The 23,089-nt window shown below is 56.0% G+C and carries 22 protein-coding genes and 1 pseudogene; 11 read left to right on the top strand and 12 right to left on the bottom strand.

Annotated features, from left to right (window positions below; all coding sequences use genetic code 11):
- Positions 1-14 precede the first annotated feature (14 nt).
- On the top strand, positions 15-992 hold the full coding sequence (locus PGR10_RS06080; protein ID WP_430923171.1) for an NAD(P)H-quinone oxidoreductase: 978 nt from the start codon (positions 15-17) through the stop codon (positions 990-992).
- A 43-nt stretch (positions 993-1,035) separates the two neighbouring features.
- Here the strand turns inward: PGR10_RS06080 and gdhA are convergent, their stop codons facing one another.
- On the bottom strand, positions 1,036-2,379 hold the full coding sequence (gene gdhA, locus PGR10_RS06075) for an NADP-specific glutamate dehydrogenase (RefSeq protein WP_015705776.1): 1,344 nt from the start codon (positions 2,377-2,379) through the stop codon (positions 1,036-1,038).
- A 191-nt stretch (positions 2,380-2,570) separates the two neighbouring features.
- Positions 2,571-2,969, bottom strand: a complete 399-nt coding sequence (locus PGR10_RS06070) for a pyrimidine (deoxy)nucleoside triphosphate diphosphatase (protein WP_087859332.1) — start codon at positions 2,967-2,969, stop codon at positions 2,571-2,573.
- A 100-nt stretch (positions 2,970-3,069) separates the two neighbouring features.
- Here PGR10_RS06070 and PGR10_RS06065 point away from each other — a divergent pair, with 100 nt between their 5' ends.
- Positions 3,070-3,702: a CDP-alcohol phosphatidyltransferase family protein gene (locus PGR10_RS06065; protein ID WP_213316355.1), complete on the top strand. Its 633-nt coding sequence runs from the start codon at positions 3,070-3,072 to the stop codon at positions 3,700-3,702.
- A gap of 5 nt (positions 3,703-3,707) precedes the next feature.
- Here the strand turns inward: PGR10_RS06065 and PGR10_RS06060 are convergent, their stop codons facing one another.
- The 8 genes from PGR10_RS06060 to xthA form a co-directional block, all read right to left on the bottom strand.
- Positions 3,708-5,015, bottom strand: coding sequence for a rhodanese-like domain-containing protein (locus tag PGR10_RS06060; RefSeq protein WP_430923170.1), 1,308 nt, complete (start codon positions 5,013-5,015; stop codon positions 3,708-3,710).
- Positions 5,016-5,090: 75 nt separating this feature from the next.
- Positions 5,091-5,735, bottom strand: coding sequence for an ATP-binding cassette domain-containing protein (locus PGR10_RS06055; RefSeq protein ID WP_430923168.1), 645 nt, complete (start codon positions 5,733-5,735; stop codon positions 5,091-5,093).
- Positions 5,735-7,267 carry a thiamine ABC transporter permease gene (locus tag PGR10_RS06050; RefSeq protein WP_430923167.1) on the bottom strand — a complete coding sequence of 511 codons (1,533 nt, stop codon included), beginning with the start codon at positions 7,265-7,267 and terminating at the stop codon, positions 5,735-5,737. Before PGR10_RS06050 ends, PGR10_RS06055 begins: the two co-directional genes overlap by 1 nt.
- A complete protein-coding gene (locus PGR10_RS06045) occupies positions 7,240-8,418 on the bottom strand; it encodes an ABC transporter substrate-binding protein (RefSeq protein ID WP_430923166.1) in 1,179 nt (392 codons plus the stop codon). The genes PGR10_RS06050 and PGR10_RS06045 overlap by 28 nt, the downstream gene beginning before the upstream one ends.
- Positions 8,419-8,427: 9 nt before the next feature.
- A complete protein-coding gene (locus PGR10_RS06040; protein WP_087859338.1) occupies positions 8,428-8,991 on the bottom strand; it encodes a carboxymuconolactone decarboxylase family protein in 564 nt (187 codons plus the stop codon).
- Positions 8,988-9,698 (bottom strand): TVP38/TMEM64 family protein, encoded by a 711-nt coding sequence (locus PGR10_RS06035; protein ID WP_183269065.1) that lies wholly within the window; start codon positions 9,696-9,698, stop codon positions 8,988-8,990. Before PGR10_RS06035 ends, PGR10_RS06040 begins: the two co-directional genes overlap by 4 nt.
- A complete protein-coding gene (locus PGR10_RS06030; RefSeq protein WP_260841583.1) occupies positions 9,685-10,305 on the bottom strand; it encodes a TVP38/TMEM64 family protein in 621 nt (206 codons plus the stop codon). The genes PGR10_RS06035 and PGR10_RS06030 overlap by 14 nt, the downstream gene beginning before the upstream one ends.
- A gap of 237 nt (positions 10,306-10,542) precedes the next feature.
- On the bottom strand, positions 10,543-11,349 hold the full coding sequence (gene xthA, locus PGR10_RS06025; RefSeq protein WP_045393250.1) for an exodeoxyribonuclease III: 807 nt from the start codon (positions 11,347-11,349) through the stop codon (positions 10,543-10,545).
- Positions 11,350-11,795: 446 nt separating this feature from the next.
- Between xthA and astC the strand changes: the two genes are divergently transcribed.
- The 6 genes from astC (at position 11,796) to PGR10_RS05995 (ending at position 19,874) form a co-directional block, all read left to right on the top strand.
- Positions 11,796-13,016, top strand: coding sequence for a succinylornithine/acetylornithine transaminase (gene astC / locus PGR10_RS06020; RefSeq protein ID WP_430923165.1), 1,221 nt, complete (start codon positions 11,796-11,798; stop codon positions 13,014-13,016).
- Positions 13,013-14,047 carry an arginine N-succinyltransferase gene (gene astA, locus PGR10_RS06015; protein ID WP_430923164.1) on the top strand — a complete coding sequence of 345 codons (1,035 nt, stop codon included), beginning with the start codon at positions 13,013-13,015 and terminating at the stop codon, positions 14,045-14,047. The genes astC and astA overlap by 4 nt, the downstream gene beginning before the upstream one ends.
- Complete coding sequence (gene astD, locus PGR10_RS06010; RefSeq protein WP_113373640.1) at positions 14,044-15,519, top strand: succinylglutamate-semialdehyde dehydrogenase; 1,476 nt, start codon at positions 14,044-14,046, stop codon at positions 15,517-15,519. The genes astA and astD overlap by 4 nt, the downstream gene beginning before the upstream one ends.
- Positions 15,520-15,591: 72 nt before the next feature.
- Entirely contained in the window at positions 15,592-16,554 is a 963-nt protein-coding gene (gene astE / locus PGR10_RS06005) for a succinylglutamate desuccinylase (RefSeq protein ID WP_113373641.1), read from the top strand.
- Between the two features lie 367 nt (positions 16,555-16,921).
- On the top strand, positions 16,922-17,404 hold the full coding sequence (gene spy / locus PGR10_RS06000; RefSeq protein WP_430923163.1) for an ATP-independent periplasmic protein-refolding chaperone Spy: 483 nt from the start codon (positions 16,922-16,924) through the stop codon (positions 17,402-17,404).
- A gap of 439 nt (positions 17,405-17,843) precedes the next feature.
- The gene (locus tag PGR10_RS05995) at positions 17,844-19,874 is read left to right on the top strand and encodes a DUF2207 domain-containing protein (protein WP_430923162.1); all 2,031 of its coding nucleotides are present in this window, start codon (positions 17,844-17,846) and stop codon (positions 19,872-19,874) included.
- Positions 19,875-19,924: 50 nt separating this feature from the next.
- Here the strand turns inward: PGR10_RS05995 and cho are convergent, their stop codons facing one another.
- Together cho and nadE are read right to left on the bottom strand one after the other, a co-directional pair.
- Positions 19,925-20,785 carry an excinuclease Cho gene (cho, locus tag PGR10_RS05990; RefSeq protein ID WP_430923161.1) on the bottom strand — a complete coding sequence of 287 codons (861 nt, stop codon included), beginning with the start codon at positions 20,783-20,785 and terminating at the stop codon, positions 19,925-19,927.
- A 101-nt stretch (positions 20,786-20,886) separates the two neighbouring features.
- Positions 20,887-21,714: an ammonia-dependent NAD(+) synthetase gene (gene nadE / locus PGR10_RS05985; protein WP_045393234.1), complete on the bottom strand. Its 828-nt coding sequence runs from the start codon at positions 21,712-21,714 to the stop codon at positions 20,887-20,889.
- Between the two features lie 295 nt (positions 21,715-22,009).
- Between nadE and osmE the strand changes: the two genes are divergently transcribed.
- The 3 genes and pseudogenes from osmE to PGR10_RS05970 all read left to right on the top strand — a co-directional run.
- A complete protein-coding gene (gene osmE / locus PGR10_RS05980; RefSeq protein WP_045393231.1) occupies positions 22,010-22,348 on the top strand; it encodes an osmotically-inducible lipoprotein OsmE in 339 nt (112 codons plus the stop codon).
- 275 nt (positions 22,349-22,623) lie between these two features.
- Positions 22,624-22,944, top strand: coding sequence for a PTS N,N'-diacetylchitobiose transporter subunit IIB (chbB, locus tag PGR10_RS05975; protein WP_015366183.1), 321 nt, complete (start codon positions 22,624-22,626; stop codon positions 22,942-22,944).
- Positions 22,945-23,014: 70 nt separating this feature from the next.
- Positions 23,015-23,080 (top strand): annotated as a pseudogene (locus tag PGR10_RS05970) (hypothetical protein); the annotation flags it as partial.
- Positions 23,081-23,089 lie beyond the last annotated feature (9 nt).

Genomic DNA, 23,089 nt, shown 5'->3' with positions numbered 1-23,089 from the left:
GATGAGGGGGAGCAGTGAAGTATATCTCAATTAGTCAACCGGGCGGCCCGGAGGTTCTTCAGATTGGTGAAGGCGACATCCCCTCGGTCGGTGATAACGACGTCCTGATCCAGGTTAAAGCCGCTGGCGTCAATCGGCCGGATATCTTACAGCGACAGGGCGTTTATCCGATGCCGGAAGGGGTAACGCCGATACCCGGACTGGAAGTCGCTGGGGTGGTCGCGGCGGTAGGATCGCAGGTGACGGATTTTCATCCCGGCGATAAGGTTTGCGCCCTGACCAACGGCGGCGGCTATGCGGAGTATTGTGCGGTACCGGCGGGGCAAACGTTGCCAATACCGCCTGGGCTGAGTTTTAGCGAAGCGGCGGCGATACCTGAAACTTTCTTCACCGTGTGGGCGAACCTGTTTCAGATGGGCCGGGCGCAACCTCATGAAAGCGTCCTGATTCACGGCGGGGCCAGCGGCATCGGGACGACGGCGATCCTGTTGTGTCATGAGTTAGGTATGAAAGTCTATACCACCGTCGGGCAGGAAGAAAAAGTGGCGGCGCTGCGTCCTTATGCCACGGCCATCAATTATAAAACCGATGATTTCGCAGAGAAAATCACTCAGCTGACCGATGGTAAAGGCGTCGACGTTATTCTCGATATCGTGGGTGGACCCTATTTTAATCGTAACCTGGAACTGCTGAAGCGAGACGGGCGGTTGGTTATTATCGGCTTTATGGGCGGGCGAATCGCCCATGATGTTGATATTCAAATCTTGATGCTCAAGCGCGCGACCGTGACCGGTTCAACGATGCGCGGCAGAAGTGCGGAAGAAAAAAGGCAGATCGCTCAGGCGCTGAAGGACCACGTCTGGCCGCTGCTGTCGCAGGGTAAATGTAAGCCGCTGATTTACGCCAGCTATCCGATGGCTGAAATCGCGCAGGCGCATGCCTGCCTCGATAGCGGTAATCATCTGGGGAAAGTGGTGATTACCATGGAGTAGCGTTGATATCCCCGACGCCGGGCGTCGGGGATAAAGGCACAGATTAAATCACACCCTGCGCCAGCATGGCGTCAGCGACCTTGACGAAGCCGGCGATATTGGCGCCGCGAACGTAGTTGGTCTGTTTCTCTTCACCGCCGTATTCGACGCAGGCGTGGTGAATATCCAACATAATGTGGTGCAGACGCGCATCCACTTTCTCCGCTTTCCAGCCCATACGCGCGGCGTTTTGCGCCATTTCAAGGCCGGATGTGGCGACGCCGCCAGCGTTGGCTGCTTTGCCCGGCGCGAACAGCACGCCAGCGTCGAGGAACAGATCGGTGGCGGCAATGGTGGTGGGCATGTTGGCGCCTTCGGCAACCGCTTTAACGCCATTGGCGATCAGCATTTGCGCGGCATCGACGTCCAGTTCGTTCTGGGTCGCGCACGGCAGCGCGATATCTACCGGCACTGACCACGGCTGCTGGCCTTCGAGGTAGGTCAGACCGAATTCGCGCGCGTAGTCGGCGACGCGGCCGTGGCTACGCTCTTTAATATCGATCAGGCGGGCCAGTTTCTCTTTGGTGAAGCCGGCTTCATCTACCACCGTACCGTTTGAATCGGAGGCGGTAATGACGCGCGCGCCGAATTCCATGGCTTTCTCAATGGCGAACTGCGCCACGTTGCCGGAGCCGGAGACCGCGACGCGCATCCCTTCGAAGCCAAGACCGTGGCGCTTGAGCATCGCTTCTGTAAAGTAAACCAGACCGTAACCGGTGGCCTCGGGGCGGATGAGACTGCCGCCGAAGGAGAGACCTTTGCCGGTGAAGACGCAGGCGCTATTGTTGGAAAGCTTGCGCATCATGCCGGCCATAAAACCGACTTCGCGGCCGCCAACGCCGATATCGCCCGCCGGCACGTCGGTGTCCGGGCCGAGATGACGATATAGTTCGGTCATCAAAGCCTGGCAGAAGCGCATCACTTCGCCGTCGCTTTTACCTTTCGGGTCGAAATCGCTGCCGCCTTTACCGCCGCCCATCGGCAGCGTGGTGAGGGCGTTTTTGAAGGTCTGTTCGAAGCCCAGGAACTTAAGGATCGACAGGTTGACCGACGGGTGGAAGCGCATGCCGCCTTTGTACGGGCCAATCGCGGAGTTGAACTGCACGCGCCAGGCGCGGTTAACCTGAACCTGATTGCGATCGTCAACCCAGACGACGCGGAACTGGATGACGCGCTCCGGTTCGACCAGGCGTTCCAGCAAATTGAGCTGACGATAGCGCGGATTCTGTTCAAGGAACGGCCACAGAGTGGTCATCACTTCGCGGACGGCTTGAGCGAATTCAGTTTGATGCGGGTCGCGCTGTTGAACGCGGGCGAGAAAACTTTCCAGAGTACACGCCTGATCCATAGATGTAATTTCCCCTTACGGTTGTGGTTGCTTGTTATTTTTTATACCCGGCCTTGAAAATGCCGTTTTTCCGACTATAACACCGGAAATCGTTAGGCTGACAAGGAAAAATTGAGCGCGGAGAAAAATTTATAATTCGACCTGGGTCATAACTAAAAACGATGACCCAGGTCGGATAGGGGGAAGAGAAACTAACCTGCCTGTTGAGCGATAAAGGCATTCAGCAGAGGAATATCCGCTGGCGCCAGATCAAATGCTAATGCTTGCGCCGGGGTACACCAACGCAGTTCGCTATGGTAACGGGCGACGGGTTCACCGCGAAATTCGGCGACCCACCAGGCATGCAGGTGGATCAAACGCCCGGAGACTTCCCGCTGATGGCTGGCGATATAGCGGGTTGGCCTCGCAACAATTGCCAGTTCCTCTTCCAGTTCGCGGGCTAACGCCTGCGGCTGGCTTTCGCCATGTTCGACTTTGCCGCCGGCGAACTCCCACAGCCCCGGTTGGTCGGCGTGCGGCGGGCGCTGCGCCAGGAGAATTTTGCCGTCACGTTCAATAATGGCGGCGACGACATCAATCGTTTTTTGCATAGTTATCCTGAATCATTCAAATACCGGGCTTGCGCATAATGGCGTATTATCTCCGTCTTTCCCCTGTACCGACAACCTTTTAGCCTGATGGAGCGTCACCGTGCTTGATAGCCGCCTGCATCCCCGATTGAAGCCCGTACTGAATGCTATCGCCCGCGTGCTCGACCGTCCGGGGATCTCCCCTGACGGCCTGACGCTTTTCGGTTTTGCTATCGGCGTGCTGGCGCTGCCGTTTCTGGCGCTCGGCTGGTACGGTGCTGCGCTGGCGGCCATTGTGCTGAACCGGTTGCTGGATGGCCTGGATGGCGCGCTGGCGCGGCGGCGTGGTCTCAGCGACGCCGGCGGGTTTTTGGATATTTCGCTCGATTTTTTGTTTTACGCGCTGGTGCCGTTCGGTTTTATTGTTGCCGACCCGGCGCAAAATGCGCTGGCGGGCGGCTGGCTGCTATTTGCATTTATCGGCACCGGCAGCAGCTTCCTGGCATTTGCGACCCTTGCGGCAAAGCATCAGATTGCCAATCCGGGCTATGCGCATAAATCATTTTATTATCTAGGCGGGTTGACTGAAGGAACGGAGACAATCCTGCTATTTGTGCTGTGTTGTCTGTTTCCGGTGCACTTCCCCTGGCTGGCGTGGTGTTTTGGCGCGCTATGTTGGCTGACAACCTTCACCCGTATCTGGAGCGGCTACCTGACGCTGAGGGAGGCGCAAAGCCAGAACCTCCCTCAGTAGTCGGATTATTTGCTGCTGTCCGGGCCACGTTCGCCGGTGGCTACCGGGTTTTGCGGATTACCGCTCCATTCGTACCAGCCGCCGTCGTAAACGGAGACGTTTTTCCAACCCATCGCACGGGCGTACATAAAGGTCTCTGAGGCGCGCCAGCCTGTGCCGCAGTAAAATGAGACCTGCTGGTTGGGCAGAATGTTCCACTGTTTCCACATCGCCGCGATATCATCGGCGCTGCGCATCGTGCCGTCCGGATTATGGAAGTCTTCCATATGCGTGGAATCGCTGCCGGCATGACCCCAGCGGGCGCCGGCAATATCGCCCTTCGGCTTGATGTAGCTGTAGCCGCTGGTGGTGCCGATAAATTCCGGCCACGAGCGGACGCTGACCAGCGAAGCATCCTGGCGGTGTAGTAACCCGCGCGCCTGTTCGGTATCGAGCATTAACTGTGGCTGACCGGGGATCGGCGCGCCGAAATCCGGCACCGCTTTTTCTTTGGCTGGCATGCCGCGCTCGACCGGCAGATTCGCGTCGGACCAGCTTTTCCAACCGCCGTCGAGCAGGCGTACATCTTTCACCCCGGCATACAGCATGATCTGCGCGACGCGCGCGGCGGCGTAGACGTCGCGGCCGTACAGAATCACCGTGGTGTCATGGCGAATACCGTGTTTAGCCAGCATCGCTTTTAGCTGTTCATCGGACACTTTGTTCCACAGCGGCTCGCTTTCCACTTCATTGGTATCAATATAACCGGCGCCGGGAATATGATTCAGCAGATAAAACTTCGGCGCGCCCCAGGCCACTTCAAACAGTTTCCAGTCGCCCTGCGGGGCGGCGGTAACGGTTTTACCTTGCTGTAAATCGTGGATCCACTGCGGATACACCAGCTGCTCAAAGTGCGGCAGCTTCTGCAGGCGCTCGCTCTGACTGAAGGCGTCGCTAAGCGTGCTGAGCTTCGTGAATCCGGCTTCTTTCAGGCGTGCCGCAACCCTGGCGTTATCGTCAGCGCCGCCATATAACGCGATTGGCGTATCGGCCTGCAACTGGTGCTGAGTAGCCCAGGCACGCAGTTGTTCGTCGCTCATTGCGCCAAGCCAGCTAGCAGAGAGGTTTAGCGCCTGCGGTTCATGGCCCTGCGGGCCGTTGGCACTTTGCGGCCAACCGTTATAGAAAGCGCTGAGGCGGGTGTCTATCGCCACGCCGTGCCGCTGTTGCAGCGTTGAAAAGTCCAGCGTTGGCATGGTATCAGCGGCGAAAGAAGAGGAAGCAGCAAGCCCCATGAGCAGGGCGAGTGCGGTCAATTGAGAAACACGTTTCATCGAAATGCCCGACGGTAGAAAGAGGAGGGCTCATTCTCTGCTCCTGATAAGGGAATTTCTTTGCGATAACGCAGGTTAGGCGGAATTTGCCTGCCAGGCGGCAATATTAATACAGCGTCCGCCCGGTGGGAGATCCTGGCTGTCGTGAGTTACCAGGAGCGCCGGGATTGCCAGCCGGTCAATTTCCGCAAACACCCACTGGCGAAAATCGGCGCGAAGTTCTGCATCCAGGCGATTAAAAGGCTCATCCAGCAGCAGCGCTTGCGGCCTTGCCAGCAGGGCGCGCAGCAGGCTGACGCGCGCGCGCTGTCCGCCGGAGAGCGTGGCCGGATCGCGCGAGGCGAACCCCGGCATGCCGGCGCGCGCCAGCGCCTGTTCAACTTCAACCTGGCGCGCCGCGCCGCGGAACTCCGCAGGCAGGGCGAGCTGTAAATTGTTGCCCACGCTGAAGTGGTCAAACAGTAGCGCATCCTGAAACAGGATGCCAATGCGCCGCGCTTCGGTGGCGAGCCTGTCGCAGCGGCGTTCGTTGAGCCATAATTCACCTTCGGCGCGAAAAGTGTCGGCAAGCGCGCCGATCATCCAGGCAAAAAGGGTTGATTTACCGCTGCCGGAAGGGCCCATCAGGGTCAACACTTCGCCAGGGGCGACAGAAAAATTTACTCCACATAACAGCGGTTGGCGGTGGAGGGTTAATGTCAGGTTGTGAACGGTTAGCATTAGCGTAATCCCCGGCGGCGACGGCCTATAAACCAGGCCATCAGCGCAGTAACCATAAAGCAGATCGCCGGTAGCAGCAATTGCCATAACGCTTGCGCGGCAAGCCGCGTGCTGTCGCCGCCGCTGCTCAACGCTACCGCTTCGCTGGTCAATGTTGGCGTCCGTCCGCCACCGAGCCACACGGTCGGCAGATATTGCGCGATACTCACCGAAAATCCGACCGCCAGCGCGGTGAGCAGCGGGCGCGCCATTGACGGCAATTTGACCCACCAAAACAGGCGGCCGCACCGCCAGCCAAGCGTACGGGCAATCAATAACAGCCGTGGATCAAGATTGCGCCACGCCGGGGAGAGGATAAACAGCATCCATGGCACGACCCATAACAGATGCCCCCATAATACCGTCATCAATTGACCGTCGAGCCAGCCCGCGAGCGCTAATTGATATTGACCATCGGCAAGCGGCAGCGTCGGGATGATTAATGGCAGCCAGAGTCCGTTATATCTGGCGGGACCGAACTCCAGCCACAGCAGACACAGCGCGGCCCCCAGTATCGCCGCGCCTAACGCCAGCCAGAAGCTGTTGCCGATCGCCTCAGCCGTTGGCAGCGTCCATTGTGAAATGCCAGCCAACAGCAACGCGCAAACCAGACCGCAGGCGGGTACCGCCTGCGCCAGAATATGTCCCGTCGCTGCATTGGCAGGGGCGGCACGCTTGCCGCGTAGTGCGGGAATGCTTTGCCGCCAGCGGCGCCAGCCTACCGATGCGATGGCCGCGAAGATTAACGTGAAGGCAAGCAGCAGCAGGCTGGCCAGCGCGCCTTTCGCCTGTTGCAGCGGATCGCCCTGATTAAGCCACTGCCACGCCAGTACCGCCAGCGTTGGCGGATTTCCCGGACCGATCACCAAAGCGACATCCACCGCCGACAAACTCCAGGCGACGGTGGCCAGCAGAACAAGGCTCATCGATGGCAGCAGTGCCGGCACAATAATCCACTGCAAACATTGCCAGCGGTTGTAGCCGAGGGTTTTCATCACTACGCTTTGGGCCGCCAGCTGTTTTTCACCCAGTACGCCATACGCCACCCACAGTAAAAAAGCGCTCTCTTTAACCGCCATTGTCAGGCCCAGCCCGATACCGTAGCGATCGACCGGTGGGCTCAATGCGGGAAACAGACGATACAGCCAGCCGCCTTCGGCAAATAGCAGCAAGGCGGCGGTGGCGAAGGCGACATGGGGTACCGCCAGCAGCAGCGGTAATCTTCTCGCCAGGCGCTGCCAGCCAGTAGCTGGCCATAATGCGCCAATCACCGTCAGGGTGATGAACAGCGCGCCGCCCACCGCCAGCAGCGTAGAGACTAGCGTCGCCGCCAGCGCCTGCGGCAACTGCGGATCGCTAAATAGCCCCCGCCAGGCCGCGGCGTCGACGGCGGGTATCGCCATCAAAGCGGCGGCGGGAAGCAGGGGGAGGTAGATAAGCGCTATCGCTCCCCACGTCAGCGCAATTAGTGGGTACCGTAGCGGCGCAACCATTCCTGCTCCAGCGCGTCAACCCAGGCGGCGTGCGGTTCTGCCAGCATCGGCGGCGTCGCTTTCGGTTGTACGGCGTACAATGCGGCGCGCTGGGCGTCGTTGAGTTTTTCGGGATCGAGTACGCTGGGATCGCCCCAGATTTGCGGATCGGCTTTGCGTAACTGAGCCTGTGGCGACAGCAGGAAGTTGGCAACCACCTGTGCGCCTGCCGTCGCGCGGGCGTTGGCGGGGATAGCGACAAAATGCACGTTGCCGAGCATTCCTTGTTTAAAACCAAAGCTATAACTGTCTTGTGGAAGTTCGCCGCTGACGGCTTTTTGCTGCGCATGCAGCGGATTGAAGGTCAGCGATAGTTGTAGCGTGCCTTGCGCCAGCATCGCGTCCATCCGCGCCGGCGACAGCGGAAAATCGCGGCCCTGGCGCCAGAGCAGCGGGTGTAGCCTGTCGAGATAGGCCCAAAGCGGCGCGGTCACCGCGGCGAAACTTGTCTCCTGCGGCGGCTGGCGCAGGGCCTCCGGCCGATCGGTCAACGCAACCAGCAACTGCTCAAGGAAAGCGGTGCCGGTAAAATCCGGCGGCCGCGGATAGGTGACACTGCCTGGATGCGCTGTGGCGAAAGCCAGTAGCGCCTGTGCGCTGTTCGGTGGTTCAGCCAGCTGCGATCGGCGGGCGATAAAAGTCAGCTGCGCGCCGCCCCACGGGGATTCCGCGCCGTCGGTGGCGAGGGAGAAATCTTCCCGAACCGGTTTTCGCGTATCGACGTAGCGCCAGTTAGGCAGTTTTTCAGCCCAGCCGCTGCGCAGTAAATTCGCCTGCTTCAACGTGCGGAAATTCTCGCCATTAACCCACAATAAATCGATTGAACCGCCGCGGGAACGCCCGGCACGCGCCTCGGTCTGAATACGCTTAACCGCATCGGCGGCATCGGCGATATGTACAATACGCAGATCGACGGCGTAATCCCGTTTCACCTCGGCGCTGACCCAGTCGAGGTAGCGGTTAACCGCCGGGTCGCCGCCCCAGGCGTTGAACCACACCGTCTGGCCGCGCGCCTGCTGGCTGATGCTCTGCCAGTTCTCGTCGGCGTTGGCGAGAGTCGGGGCCAGCAGCAGTGCGGCAAGCCAAATTAAACAATAACGCAGACTGCGCATATTGACTCCTTAGGGATGAGTGTCGGAAACATCGGGCTTCGGGATTTGGCACAGGCCTTGCGCCGGGATCGCCAGCGCGGAATTAAAGCGTGCGGATAAATTTTGCAAGCCGATCAGCGCGGTTAGCTCGGTTAACGCCTGGGCATCGAACTGCTGCGCCAGCCGGGCGCGCAACGCATCATCGACGGTGGGCGGCGTCATGCTCGCCGCTTCGGCATATTCCAGCGCCAACCGTTCGCTATCGCTGAATAATCCGCTGTTGCGCCAGTCGTTAACCGCCAATAGCTTTTCGCTGCCGCCGGCGCGCTGCGCCAGTTTCATACTGGTGATATCAATGCAAAATTCACAGTGACACAACTGGGCGATACGGGCGCTCACCAACGAGCGTAGCAGCGGATCGAGCGGCGAGCGCCGGCGTTCCAGATATCCGACAAACATTGAGACCAGATAAAACGCCAGCGGGATGCGCCCCCACCAGCGGATAGGGCTGAGTACCGCGCCATAATGGCGACGGTGTAGCCACGCCTGCGGGCGCAGGATCAATGGAATCGACGTTAACGGCGGTAGATTCATGGCGATTTCCTGTTGTGATGCGCAACGTATTGCGCTTTGACTATCGCGACTACGATAGCTAAAGCGAACAAAATAGATAAACCGCTGAGCAGCCAGAACCGCCCCCCCGTCAGCAGGCTTCCGGCCCACGAGTAGACGATAGTCGCCGGTAATTGGCCGACGCCGGTGGCAACCATAAAATGGCGAAAGCGGATTGAGGTTAGGCCAGCGGCATAGCTCACCGGATCGAAAGGGACGAAGGGCAGCAGGCGGCAAACCAGGATGGTGTGCTTGCCGTAGCGCCTAAAAAAGCCATCTACGCTCTGTAATACCGTCTTGCCGGTCAGTTTTTCTACCACTTCACGGCCCAGTACGCGGGCAATAAAAAAACACAGCGCCGCGCCAGCCATCGCGCTGACCCATGACAACACGCCGCCCCACAGTGCGCCGAACAGCGAAGCATTGGCGAAGGTAATTAAAAATGCCGGCAGCGGCGCGACAATCGCCTGCAGGATCATCAGCCCGAAAGAGACCAGCGCCGCCAGCGGGCCATAAGCGTGAATAAAACGCTCCAGCGCCTGCTGATCGAGGGTGGCAAACGCGCTAAGGCTATGTTGCACAAAGGAGCGTACGCCCGGTATTAACCACCAGCCGATGAACGCCGCCAGCGCCAGCAGGACGATAGCGCCGCGTGAGAGCCACAGCCGTTTTCTGTTATCCATTTTCATCGCTTACCGCGGATGTTGCGACACTAATGCGTTTATAGCGGCCATACCGCCTGGCGGCCTGGGTTAATACAAAAAGCGCCAGGCCGGCGATGCTGAGTTTGCCAATAAAGGCCAGGGTGATGCCATCGCGGGCCAGTTCGCTGGCCATAAAAGTATAAATAAACAATCCCGGTAGGGTGGCGATGGTGGAGATAAACGTAAAGGACCAGAAGGGGATCGCCGTCAGCCCATAGGCATAGTTCTGCAGATTATAAGGAAACAGCGGCACCAGCCTGGTGAAAATCAGAAAATCGCAGCCGCTGCGGGCAATGCCGCGCTCGAACGCCTGAAAAACGGCATGGTGACCGCAATAGCGCTGCAGCGCTTCGCGCCCCAGCCAGCGGGCCAGCAGGAACGACAGCGATGAGGCGATAGTCGCGGCGATAAGCGAGAGAAGCGTGCCCAACCAGGGGCCGAATATCATACCGCCGACGATGACCAACGCGCTGCCGGGCATCAGGCACAAGGCGGCGATGATAAACAGCAGGATATAAAGCGCATAGCCTGCGCTACCGCTGTGCAGAATAAGTAATTGAAGATCGTGAAGGTGGCTGAGCAGTCGCGTCAGCCCGGCGTGATGAACAAGCCATGCCAGCAGGGCAAACAGGAGTACGGCAAACAGCAGTTTATAGCGTGTTGGATAACGGCTTCTTTTGCATAGGGGTCTCCTGTCTTCGTTTTGCCCGGCAGGAAACGCCGGGTGCGCGCGACAGTATAGTAAATTGCCGTGAGCGACAATGTATACCGTTCACTTTATTGATTTTGCTCAGGATAGCGGGGCTCCGCGCCGGAGCCCCAAGAAGCATTACGGCTTAAAGGTTGCCCATACCGGCGCATGATCGGAAGGCTTTTCCATTCCGCGGATGTCGTAATCGATGCCGGTTTCGACGCAGCGCTGAGCCAGCGGCGAGCTTGCCAGCAGCAGGTCGATACGCAGACCGCGGTTGTCATCAAAACCTTTAGAGCGGTAATCGAACCATGAGAAGCGCTCATTATTATCCGGGTTGGCGTGACGCCAGGTATCCACCAGGCCCCAGCCCAGCAGACGATCCATCCATTCACGCTCTTCCGGCAGGAAGGAACACTTACCGGTGCGCAGCCAGCGTTTGCGGTTCTCTTCACCAATGCCGATATCAAGGTCGGTAGGGCTAATATTCATATCGCCCATGATAAGCACCGGATTTTCTTTGTTCAGCTCGGTATCGAGGTAGTTCTGCAGATTCTGATAAAACGCCGCTTTCGCCGGGAACTTGGTCTCGTGGTCACGGCTCTCTCCTTGCGGGAAATAGCCGTTAATTACCGTGACATTGCCAAACGGTGAGGGGATTTCCGCCATGATGATGCGGCGTTGCGCATCTTCGCCGTCGCCCGGGAAGCCGCGACGCACGGCTATCGGAGTCTCTTTGGTCAGCAGCGCGACGCCGTAATGGCCTTTTTGCCCATGGTAAAAGACGTTGTAGCCCAGCTTCGCCACCTCTTCGAGAGGAAACATATCGTCGTGTACTTTGGTTTCCTGGAGGCCGATAACATCGGGCTGATGTTTATCGACGATGGCGGCCAGTTGATGGGGGCGGGCACGCAGGCCGTTGATATTAAAAGAGATGAATTTCATAGTCGCTGCCACTGTGCAAGGTGAATAGTGCAAGGATGTTAGCAGAATTTCATCATGGTGGCTGCCGGCAGGTGGTTAATTCTGCCGATTACTGCGGTTGGCGAGCGAATCGCACAAATTATGCACCGCTTTGGCGCATGTCGCGCCAAAAAAGCGCAGATATCTACGATAAATTTCGTAGAGGATCACAATTACAGAATTATATCTTATCGCTGCATAACTTCTCGTCGTTTTCGTCTATCCATCGCCGTTTATTTGATGATTATTCACTAAATATGCATTTTTATTGAATAATTAGTGTCTGTAACTCATTGATATCACGTGATTGAGCTCAATTTATGCATTTTTGCCTCTGGCTGGCACGATGCGTGCAATCTACATTTACAGCGTAATAGCTCATAAATTTTAACATTGTGCTTACTTTTAATTTACCGGAAGAGGTCGATATGTCTCAGTCAATTACGCGTAGCAATTTTGATCAATGGATGATGCCGGTATATGCGCCGGCGGCTTTTATTCCGGTACGCGGCGAAGGTTCACGGTTGTGGGATCAGCAGGGGAAAGAGTATATCGATTTTGCCGGCGGTATCGCGGTGAATGCGCTGGGACACGCTAACCCACAGTTAGTAAAAGCGCTGACCGAGCAGGCGGGAAAATTCTGGCATACCGGTAACGGCTACACCAACGAACCGGCGCTACGCCTTGCCAAACAGCTTATCGACGCCACCTTTGCCGACCGCGTTTTCTTCTGTAACTCCGGCGCCGAAGCCAACGAAGCGGCGCTGAAACTGGCGCGTAAATACGCCCACGATCATTACGGCAGCCACAAAAGCGGCATTGTCGCGTTCAAAAACGCCTTCCACGGGCGCACATTGTTCACCGTGTCCGCTGGCGGCCAGCCTTCCTATTCGCAGGATTTTGCGCCGCTGCCGCCGCAGATCCAACATGCTACCTATAACGACCTCGACTCGGCGCGCGCGATGATTAATGACGACACCTGCGCGGTGATCGTCGAGCCGATGCAGGGCGAGGGCGGCGTGGTGCCGGCGAAAGCGGAATTTTTGCGCGGCCTGCGCGAACTGTGCGACCAGCACAACGCGCTACTGATTTTTGATGAGGTACAAACCGGCGTCGGGCGTACCGGCGAATTGTATGCCTATATGCACTACGGGGTGACGCCGGACGTCCTGTCGACGGCGAAAGCGCTGGGCGGCGGCTTCCCGATCGGCGCGCTGTTGGCGACGGAAAAATGCGCCAGCGTGATGACCGTCGGCACCCATGGCACGACCTACGGCGGTAACCCACTCGCCACCGCTGTTGCCGGGGAGTTACTGTCTATCGTCAATACCCCGACGCTTTTGAACGGCGTTAAACAGCGTCACCAGTGGTTTAGCGAACGCCTGAGCGCGATTAACGCCAAATACGGCCTGTTCAAGGAAATTCGCGGATTGGGGCTGCTGATTGGTTGTGTACTGAACGACGAATATGCCGGGAAAGCTAAAGCCATTAGTACCCAGGCGGCGGAAGATGGACTGATGGTACTGATTGCCGGGGCAAACGTCGTTCGCTTCGCTCCGGCCCTTAACGTGAGCGAGGAAGAGGTGAACACCGGTCTCGATCGCTTTGAGCTGGCCTGCCGTCACTTCCTTGCGGGAGTTTCATCATGATGGTGATCCGACCGGTTGAAAAAGCCGATTTGCCGGGGCTGATGGCCCTGGCGGGGGAAACCGGCGGCGGCCTGACGTCGCTGCCGGCGGACGAACCCACGCTGGCTGCCCGCATTGAACGCTCCCAGCGCACCTGGCGCGGCGAACTGCCGAAAAGCGAGCAGGGCTATGTCTTTGTGCTGGAAGATAGCGTCAGCGGCGCGGTCGTTGGGATCTGCGCGATTGAAGTCGCCGTTGGCCTCAACGATCCCTGGTACAACTATCGGGTCGGCACGCAGGTACATGCATCAAAAGAGCTCAACGTTTATCACGCGCTGCCAACGCTGTTTCTTAGCAACGATCACACCGGCTGTAGCGAACTCTGCACGCTGTTCCTCGATCCGGCATGGCGTAAAGAGGGCAATGGCTACCTGTTGTCGAAATCACGACTGCTGTTTATGGCCGGTTTCCGCGACCACTTTAATGACAAAGTGGTCGCCGAGATGCGCGGCGTGATTGATGAGCATGGCTATTCTCCGTTCTGGGAAAGCCTCGGCAAGCGCTTCTTCGCGATTGAATTTTCCCGCGCCGATTATCTCTCCGGCACCGGTAAAAAAGCGTTTATCGCCGCACTAATGCCAAAACATCCGTTATATATCGACTTTCTTTCCGATGAAGCGCGGGCGGTCATCGGCCAGGTTCATCTGCAAACGGCGCCTGCGCGTGCAGTACTGGAAAAAGAAGGTTTCCGTTTTAACAACTACATCGACATTTTTGACGGCGGCCCGACGCTGGAGTGCGAAATCGACCGGGTGCGGGCGATACGCAAAAGCCGCCTGCTGACGGTGGAAGAAGGGCAGCCTGCGCCGGGAGAGTGGCCGCAGTGTCTGGTCACCAACGAGCAGTATCATCAGTTCCGCGCCATTTTGGTCCATGCCGATCCGGATAGCGAAACGTTGCAGCTGAGCGCGCGCGAGCTGGATACGCTGAAATGCCATCCAGGCGACCGCGTACGGATGGTCCGCCTGATCCCGGAGGAGAAAACATCATGAGTTTATGGATTAACGGCGAATGGCAAAGCGGGCGCGGCCTGCAGCGCAGTAAATATAATCCAGTCAACCAGGCGCTGCTGTGGCAGGGAAATGACGCCGACGCCGGGCAGGTCGCGCAGGCGGTTAGCGCCGCGCGTCAGGCTTTCCCCGCCTGGGCCTGCCTGCCATTTAGCGCGCGTCAGGCGATCGTCGAGAAGTTTGCGGCGCTGCTTGAAGAGAACAAAAGCCAGCTGACGGCGATTATTGCCGCCGAGACCGGTAAACCGCGCTGGGAGGCGGCCACGGAAATTACCGCCATGATAAATAAGGTGGCAATCTCAGTGCGCGCCTATCATAGCCGCACCGGCGAGAGCGAGACGGCGATGGCCGACGGCGCCGCCACGCTGCGCCACCGTCCCCACGGGGTACTGGCGGTGTTCGGGCCGTATAACTTCCCGGGCCATTTACCTAACGGACATATCGTGCCGGCGCTACTCGCCGGTAATACTGTCGTCTTTAAGCCCAGCGAGCTTACGCCGCAAAGCGGCGAAGCGGTGGTGAAGCTATGGGCGGAGGCGGGCTTACCCGCTGGGGTCTTGAATCTACTGCAGGGCGCTCGGGAGACCGGCGAGGCGCTGAGCGGGCAGGCGGATATCGATGGACTGTTGTTCACCGGCAGCTCCGCGACCGGCTTCCAACTGCATCGCCAACTGGCCGGGCAGCCGCAAAAAATCCTCGCTCTCGAAATGGGCGGCAACAACCCGCTGATTGTTGACGAACCGCAGGATATTGACGCTGCGGTCCACCTGACCATCCAGTCGGCATTTATCACCGCCGGGCAGCGTTGTACCTGCGCGCGCCGCCTGTTGGTGAAGCGCGGCGCGACGGGCGATGCGTTTTTGCAGCGTTTAGTGACGGTGTCACAACGTCTTATTCCCGGCGAGTGGGATGCGCAGCCGCAGCCGTTCCTGGGCGGACTGGTATCGCCGCAGGCCGCGCAAAAGGTGCATCAGGCCTGGCTTGGGCATGTGGCGAGCGGCGGACAGACGTTACTTGAGCCGCGTCTACTGCGCGACGGTACCTCTCTGCTGACGCCGGGGATCATCGACATGAGCAACGTGCAGCAGGTGGCGGATGAAGAAGTTTTTGGCCCGCTGTTGTGCGTGTGGCGCTATGACGATTTCACGCAAGCGATCGCGATGGCTAACGCCACCCGGTTCGGTCTCTCCTGCGGATTGATTTCTGCCGAGCGCGACAAATTTGAGCGCCTGTTGCTGGAGGCCCGCGCCGGGATCGTCAACTGGAACAAGCCGCTCACCGGCGCCGCCAGTACCGCGCCGTTTGGCGGAACCGGCGCTTCGGGAAATCATCGTCCAGGCGCCTGGTACGCCGCCGATTATTGCGCCTGGCCGATGGCCAGCCTGGAATCTGCCGAACTGACGCTACCGGAGACGCTCAGTCCGGGTCTGGATTTTTCATCGCAGGCAAGCTGATTAAGGCACGCGAGGCCAGACTGTCGGCCTCGCGTGCTTTCCTCGATCCGTTTCAGTAATAGAGGAGGCGTCGTGGACGACTTTCTGGCATTAACTCTGGCGGGGCGCTGGCCGCATCAATTTCATGGCGAAACCGCCCATTTTCGTTGGCACTGGATCGATTGCGGCATCCTGCTGTTGACCCCGCATGCGCGCTGCGAACGTTCACTGGTGCTTTCGTGCGGTATTCACGGCAATGAAACCGCGCCGGTGGAGATGGTTAACGCTTTGCTTCAGCAGTTATTTAGTGGTGAACTGCCGCTGCGCTGGCGTGTGCTGGTGATATTCGGCAACCCGCCGGCGCTGCGGCAAAATAAACGCTATCTCGAAAGCGATATGAACCGCATGTTCGGCGAGCGATGGCGCAAATTCGCCCCCGGTGGTGAAACAGTGCGGGCGCGGCAGTTGGAAGGCGCTGTGACGCGTTTCTTTAGCGATAGCCATGGCGTGCGCTGGCATCTGGATATGCATACCGCTATTCGCGGCTCGCTGCATCCGCGCTTTGGCGTATTGCCGGCACGCGAGGAGCCGTGGAGTGAAGATTTTCTCAGCTGGCTTGGCGCGGCCGGGTTGGAGGCGCTGGTGTTTCATCAACAACCGGCGGGAACCTTTACCCACTTTAGTTGCGAACGTTTTGCCGCGCTGGCCTGTACGCTGGAGTTGGGCAAAGCGCTGCCTTTTGGCGACAACGATTTAACCCAGTTCTCAGCGACGCGGCGGGCGTTAAGTAGACTGTTGGTGGGCGATTTAGCCGTGGAAGAGGCGCCTGCGCCGCTGCGCTACCGGGTGGTGCAGCAGATCACGCGCCACAGCGACCAGTTCCGGTTGCATATGTCAGGGGAAACGCTCAATTTTACGCCGTTCAGCGCCGGGACGCTGCTGGCGGAGGATGGCGAAACGCGCTATGTCGTCGAAAAGGCGCAAGAGTACGTGCTGTTTCCCAACCCCGGCGTGGCGCCAGGGCTACGGGCTGGGCTGATGCTGGAACGGTTGTAATTCCCTTTCTTAACTATTCACAGCCGTTGTTGTTCGCGGTTGTGAATATCGAGTGAAATATGGCTGCGCACTGATCTTATTTATTTGTGCCATTGGCATAGTTTGCGGATTATTCCTGGTTAAATGCTTTGTTTTTAATCTCTACTGTTTTATAATCTTCACAGTTTCCTTATAAAACAGCTTGTTATTTATTTTTTGTTGCATATCCCTCCTCATTTTCCTTATTTTCTCCACAATTGGTGAGAAAATGTTTTTTACACTTTCATTGTTTTACGCTTGCACTGACTAATTGACGATAAAGCGCGTAAAGTTAATCTCGTCAACACGGCAATGCGCCGTCAGAATAACTGATAGTAAGGACATAACCATGAAGAAGATTACTGCTCTGTTTGTTGCCTCTACGCTGGCTCTGGGTGCTGCTAACCTGGCTCACGCAGCCGATACTACCGCTACCACCCAAACCGACAGCAAACCGATGATGCACCATAAAGGTATGCCGGGTCATCACGATATGATGTTCAAAGACCTGAACCTGACCGATGCGCAAAAGCAGCAGGTTCGCGACATCATGAAAAGCCAACGCCAGAACATGAAACGTCCGTCCCTTGACGAACGTCGCGCCATGCACGATCTGATCGCCAGCGATACTTTCGACAAAGCGAAAGCCAGCGCGCAGATTGATAAGATGGAAGCACAGCATAAAGATATGATGCTTTCCCGCATGGAAACCCAGAACAAGATTTACAACATCCTGACGCCGGAACAGAAAAAACAGTTCAATGCGAATTTTGAGAAGCATCTGACAGAACGTAAAGCGCCGGAAGGTAAAATGCCTGCACCTGCTGAGTAATCAGCGCCAAGAATGAAGACCGCCGGTCTTGCCCAATCATTGCCATTAAGGCTTTGGGCAGGGCCGGCGGTTTTTTACGTTTAATCCCGTTGCGTTCAGCCTGCTCGTCTGTTTCTGCGAGTGCTCGCCATTATCGGAATACATCTATAAAGATACGGTTTATCTCCACTGTTGATGCACGCTAATATCCCCTTTTGAAGAATATTTGTATTTCATATCAATGGATTATATATATTAATGTAAGGGTGGGGTTGCTGAATGGTATCTGCTGGGAGTCAACCGGTTTTAATTGAGTGCAATGTTTTGGCGCTAATCGCCCTCATCTCTTTTTATTTTTATCGCCGGCAAAAGGGAACCGGGCGACGACTTGCTATAGAGCCCAAGGAGCTTCTGGCGGTGGTACCAGGCTTGCTATTAGTCGTGCATCCGGAGTGATGTCATGGCGAAATTACTCCTTAAGTTATCGCAACTACTTACTGTCCTATTGTTTTTAATGAATTATATGGCTTTCGCCGCCGATGGTATTGGTGATGTAAAAAAGCCGCGACAGTTCTCAACCACAGCAATACCTTCTTTTGAGCATATCCTTTCATATGACGTTCTGGCCAGCTTTAACCCCGATGGGAGCATGGAAGTCCAGGAGAATATAAGCGTTTTAGCTATGCGTGGAAGGATCCGCCAGGGCATTTTCCGAACGTTGCCTAATATTTGGGAGCGACGTGATGGTAGAATATTCCGTGCCAACTATACGGTAATGTCAGTATTACGAAACGGCGTTCCAGAGCTTTTTCAGCTTGATCAACAACCGCAAGCAGTGATTGTGCGTATTGGCAGTCCTGGACATATCCTCAGGTCCGGTATCTATCATTATCAAATACGCTATAAAGTGAGTAACCATTTCAGCCGTTCTCATGGCATCGATGAGCTTTACTGGAATGTCACCGGGAGTAGCTGGCCCTGGCCTATCAGTAGGGCCAGCTTTCGTCTGCAGCTTCCGAACGCAAGTGAAAATCTGAACGCGCAAGCAAAAGATCGCCGGTTACACTCAATAGAAGCGTTTACCGTAATGGCCGGGGCGAAGCGACCTGTTGCGACAGTATTACCAGACGGCAGTGTCCGCGCTATACGTCCTATGGCAAAAGGTGAGGGGCTAACGGTTGTCTATAGCTGGCCGCAAGCGGTACTGGCTAACGCTCCCCCGCCGAAGGCCGTTGTGCCATTAGTACATTTGTTGATACCTACGCCCGAAACCCTGGTGATATGGCTGCCATTATTACTAATGATTGGCTATTACTATTGCTGGTGGCAAAAAAATGTTATTCAAACCGGCTTAAAGATGCCGTCTATTATCTCGCTTGATCATGTAACAAATGGTATGACTCCGGGCTATCTGCGTTTCCTTATCCGCCGTGACTATGATGATATTGCTTTCAGTAGCGATGTGCTTGGATTAGTAACTAAGAGGGCGGTCGCATTGGCAAGTGGAAAACGGGATGCTCTGAGGGAGGCCGGTGTAATACAACGGCTCTCGCTATTAACCACCGCAGGAAATAGTCGTTTAGATCATGCTGACAAAGTGCTCGTTAGTCAGATTTTTAGTGGAAAGCGCAAAAGTCTTTCTCTTCGTACAGGGCATCAGCCCTCACTACATAAAGCTCGTCGCAATCAGGAAAAATATTATGATGCACAGCGTGAGAGGCTTTTTCGTAAGTGGGGGCTGCCGCTCAGGCATTGTATTTACCTGGCGCTTTTGATGCCTGCGTTTTGTGCTATTTGGGTGGATTACCGCATTGCGCTTATCACTATTCCCGTGCTTTTCTTCTGGCTGGTTGGTGGGGCTATTTGGTTTTTCCTGTTGAGATTTTTATGTCATCGCCGTGACATGTGGAAGTTTTGGGGGCCGGTTCCCCTTGTCTTAGGATTAATTTTTGGGTCCTTAACGACGTGGGGAGGCTACGCTCTCATGTTTATGCAACCGATTAACCGGCTTCCGGCTGGATACATTGGCGGTATGGCGATGGCGTTTGCATTTCTCGTCTATGTCAGTTGGCGAACACCGCGCTATACCCAGCGCGCCTTGAATGAACTCGCCGTTGCTAAAGGTGTGAAACTGTATCTGGAGTCAGCACAAAAAGAAAACTTCCATTATCGATACCCGCCAGCGCAAATGATGTCGCATTTCGAAACGCTGTTGCCCGTGGCGGTAGCGCTCGGCGTGGGTAAAGAATGGATGGGAGCGTTTACGGACTACCTGAGAAACCACGGTATGACCTCTCAATTATTCGCTGGCATCGAGTGGAAAGACATAACTCAATTTTGCGACTGCTGCCAGGCGTGCTCAATGGCTGCAGCTAAACCTGATTCGGGAGCTGTTTCACAGGATTTGCCTGATAGCAGTTATAGCTCCAGCGATAGTGGTTCTTCAGAGAGTAGCTCTGGGGGAGATGACGGTGGAGGCGGTGGCTGGTAGTAAAGTTATGGTCTGATAATTTGCGCCAGAATCAGGCGCAAATTATCTCTTTAAAATAAATGCAGCTGATACTCACCGCTGAGCAAAGGCTTACAAAGGATCTTGTAGCCATCGTGATCGAAACCGGCTGGCAGTGTGGTGAGTTCAGTGGCCTGCATCAGTGAATCCACCGCGCCCAGCCACAGCCAGTTATGAATGATGTGATACTGAACCATATCCGGACCGCGCTCTTCCAGCGCCACCGGGCCTGCCCACGGCCAGCATACCAGCTGAAGCTTACTCATCTGCGCCAGCAGCCGCTGATTATGCTCTTCGACGCGCTCTCTACCGCAGCAGGCGCCGGCGCAGCGCCCCAGCGCGGAACGAAAACAGGCGCGCCCGCGACTCAGCGGCTCCAGCCCCAGAATGCCATAACACAGACGGTGCTCATCGGCGATGCTCTGCAGCGCCTGGAAGGCCGCGCGGCGGTTAGCGAACAGGCCGTAGAGGTGCTGTTGATGGGAGAAATCGACTTCTCGCGCATACACAATTTGCGGTTTACCCGCCTCCAGCAGCCAGGAGCAGAGCTGCTTATTACGCCGCAGTCGTTTATTAAACAGCGGCTGCTGTTCTTTAATTAACCGCGCTTCAAGTAACAGCGCGCCTAATTCCCCGGCGGTGCGTTGCCAGCTGATGCGCCGCGCCTGCCGCAGCATGGAGGCTTCGTCAGCGGTACGCAAGTGCGACAGCACCCGGCTGCGGATATTCACGCTCTTACCGATATAAAGCGGCAATGTTTCGCTTTCACCATGAAACTGATATACCCCCGGCAGCTTTGGCAAGGCCTCCAGCCATGGGCGCAAATGTTCGGGATACTCATAGATTGCCGCCGCCTCAAATTCCAGACGCGGGGCTGATTGCTTTCTGGCCACAACAACTCCTGGTACTGTTTATGTATCCAGTATAGCAGGCGAATTTTGCGGCGAAAAGGACAAAAAATAACCCCGGCGCTGGCCGGGGTGTTGGGGAATAGTTACTTCTTCCAGAAATCGTCGAAAACGGTAATTGGTGGGCGGCGCTTATGCTCGGTTTTCAGATACCAGCCTTCGATGGTTTTGGCGATGTTCTCGTCCAGGGTTTTGCCTTCCAGATAGTCATCAATGTTTTCGTAGGTCACGCCTAGCGCGACTTCATCCGGCAGAGAAGGGCGGTCATCTTCGAGATCGGCGGTCGGCTGCTTCATATAAAGGTGCTCAGGACAGCCCAACTGCGCCAATAGCTGTTTACCCTGACGTTTATTGAGGCGGAAGATAGGGTTAATGTCGGTTCCGCCATCGCCGTATTTCGTAAAGAAGCCGGTGATCGCTTCTGCGGCATGGTCAGTTCCCACGACCACGCCTTTGGTCATGCCGGCGATACTGTATTGCGCTTTCATTCGCTCACGGGCTTTCTCGTTGCCGCGAACAAAATCGCTCAGCTCAATACCCGCTTCTCGCAACGCCTGCTCGCTGGCCAGCACCGCGCCTTTGATATTGACGGTCAGCACGCGGTCAGGTTGGATAAATTCGATGGCATCCTGGCAATCCTGCTCATCGGCCTGGACGCCATAGGGCAGGCGCACGGCGATAAATTGCAGGCTCCGATCGCCGCTTTCAGCGCGCAGCTCATCGATCGCCATCTGACAGAGTTTGCCGGTAAGGGTCGAATCCTGACCGCCGCTAATCCCGAGCACCAGTGATTTAATGAACGGATAGGTCTGCAGATAGGATTTCAGGAAATCCACGCTGCGGCGAATTTCGCCTTCGACATCAATCTGCGGCTTCGCGCCCAGCGCCTGAATAATTTGTTGTTGAAGCGTCATTACGCCCTCCGGAAAGTGAGCCTGTATGGCAACCAGCATGGTCTAAAACTACCTCTTTGCTGCTGAAACGACAAGGCTGGTACCGCTGACTGACGGAAAAGAAGGCAGCCAATGACATAGTCTTTACTTATGGTGTATCAGGAAGTCCGTAGAGGAGTTCGTTCCGTCGCTGTTTTTTTGCACATATCTGGTTACCAGAAAAGTTCTGAATTTACATGAATTCGACGTTTGGCTTGAAAAATAACGCTTTTTATTCCAGGCTTAAAACACGCCGATTACATAATGAGGACGGAATATGAACAAAAAATTAGCAGGATTGATGGGCGCAGCGGCAGTATTAACCATGCTGGCAGGGTGTACGGCCTATGACCGCACCAAAGACCAGTTCACACAGCCAGTTGTTAAGGATGTCAAAAAAGGCATGACCCGCAGCCAGGTTATGCAGATTGCCGGTAAACCGTCGTCTGAAGTCACCATGATCCACGCGCGCGGAACCTGCCAGACTTATATCCTGGGTCAACGGGATGGTAAAATTGAAACCTACTTTGTCGCGCTGGACGAAACCGGTCACGTGATGAACTCTGGCTACCAGACCTGCGCCGAGTACGACACCGATCCACGTAACAGCAAATAACTACGCGTCATAAGCTGAGAGCTACGAAAGCCCGACCATTGGTCGGGCTTTTTTATGGCGGCTAATGCTTATTTAATTGCGCGAATTATTTGGGGGAAATGTGAGGGTAGTCAAAACGCGAGGTCAATGAGAGACAATTCTGTTCAACAGGGAATTATCCTGCCGCCAAATGTTGCCGTATACTCAATGCATAAACAAAACTAACCGAAAGTTACCAGTCTTACCGGCTCTCAGCCAGCGCTGAAGCCCTGGTCCTACACATTGAGGAAGCGTTCATGGAAAAGAAACATATCTATCTGTTCTGCTCGGCTGGCATGTCCACTTCATTACTGGTCTCCAAAATGCGCGCCCAGGCGGAAAAGTATGAGGTCCCGGTTATTATTGAAGCGTATCCTGAAACGCTGGCCGGCGAAAAAGGTCCGGAAGCGGATGTCGTATTATTAGGGCCACAAATTGCTTATATGTTGCCGGAAATTCAACGTCTACTGCCGAACAAACCGGTAGAGGTAATTGATTCGATTCTGTACGGTAAAGTTGATGGCTTAGGTGTATTGAAAGCGGCCGTCGCGGCCATTAAGAAAGCTGCTGCACAATAATTTTATTTTTTAAACTCGCGATATTCTGGCGTCTGGTAGTTAATTAATACTAGCCGCCACGATATTCAACAGTTTATTTTCCCGTCAAAGAGTAATTTCATACATCATCGCCGTAATATTTTATTGCGGCTTTTAAGGGTATTTA

The organism is Klebsiella sp. 141198 (assembly GCF_050600785.1).
Classification (GTDB): Bacteria; Pseudomonadota; Gammaproteobacteria; order Enterobacterales; family Enterobacteriaceae; genus Klebsiella; species Klebsiella aerogenes.
Note: the sequence above shows the minus strand (reverse complement) of the source record. Positions and strands in the feature narration are given on the sequence as shown.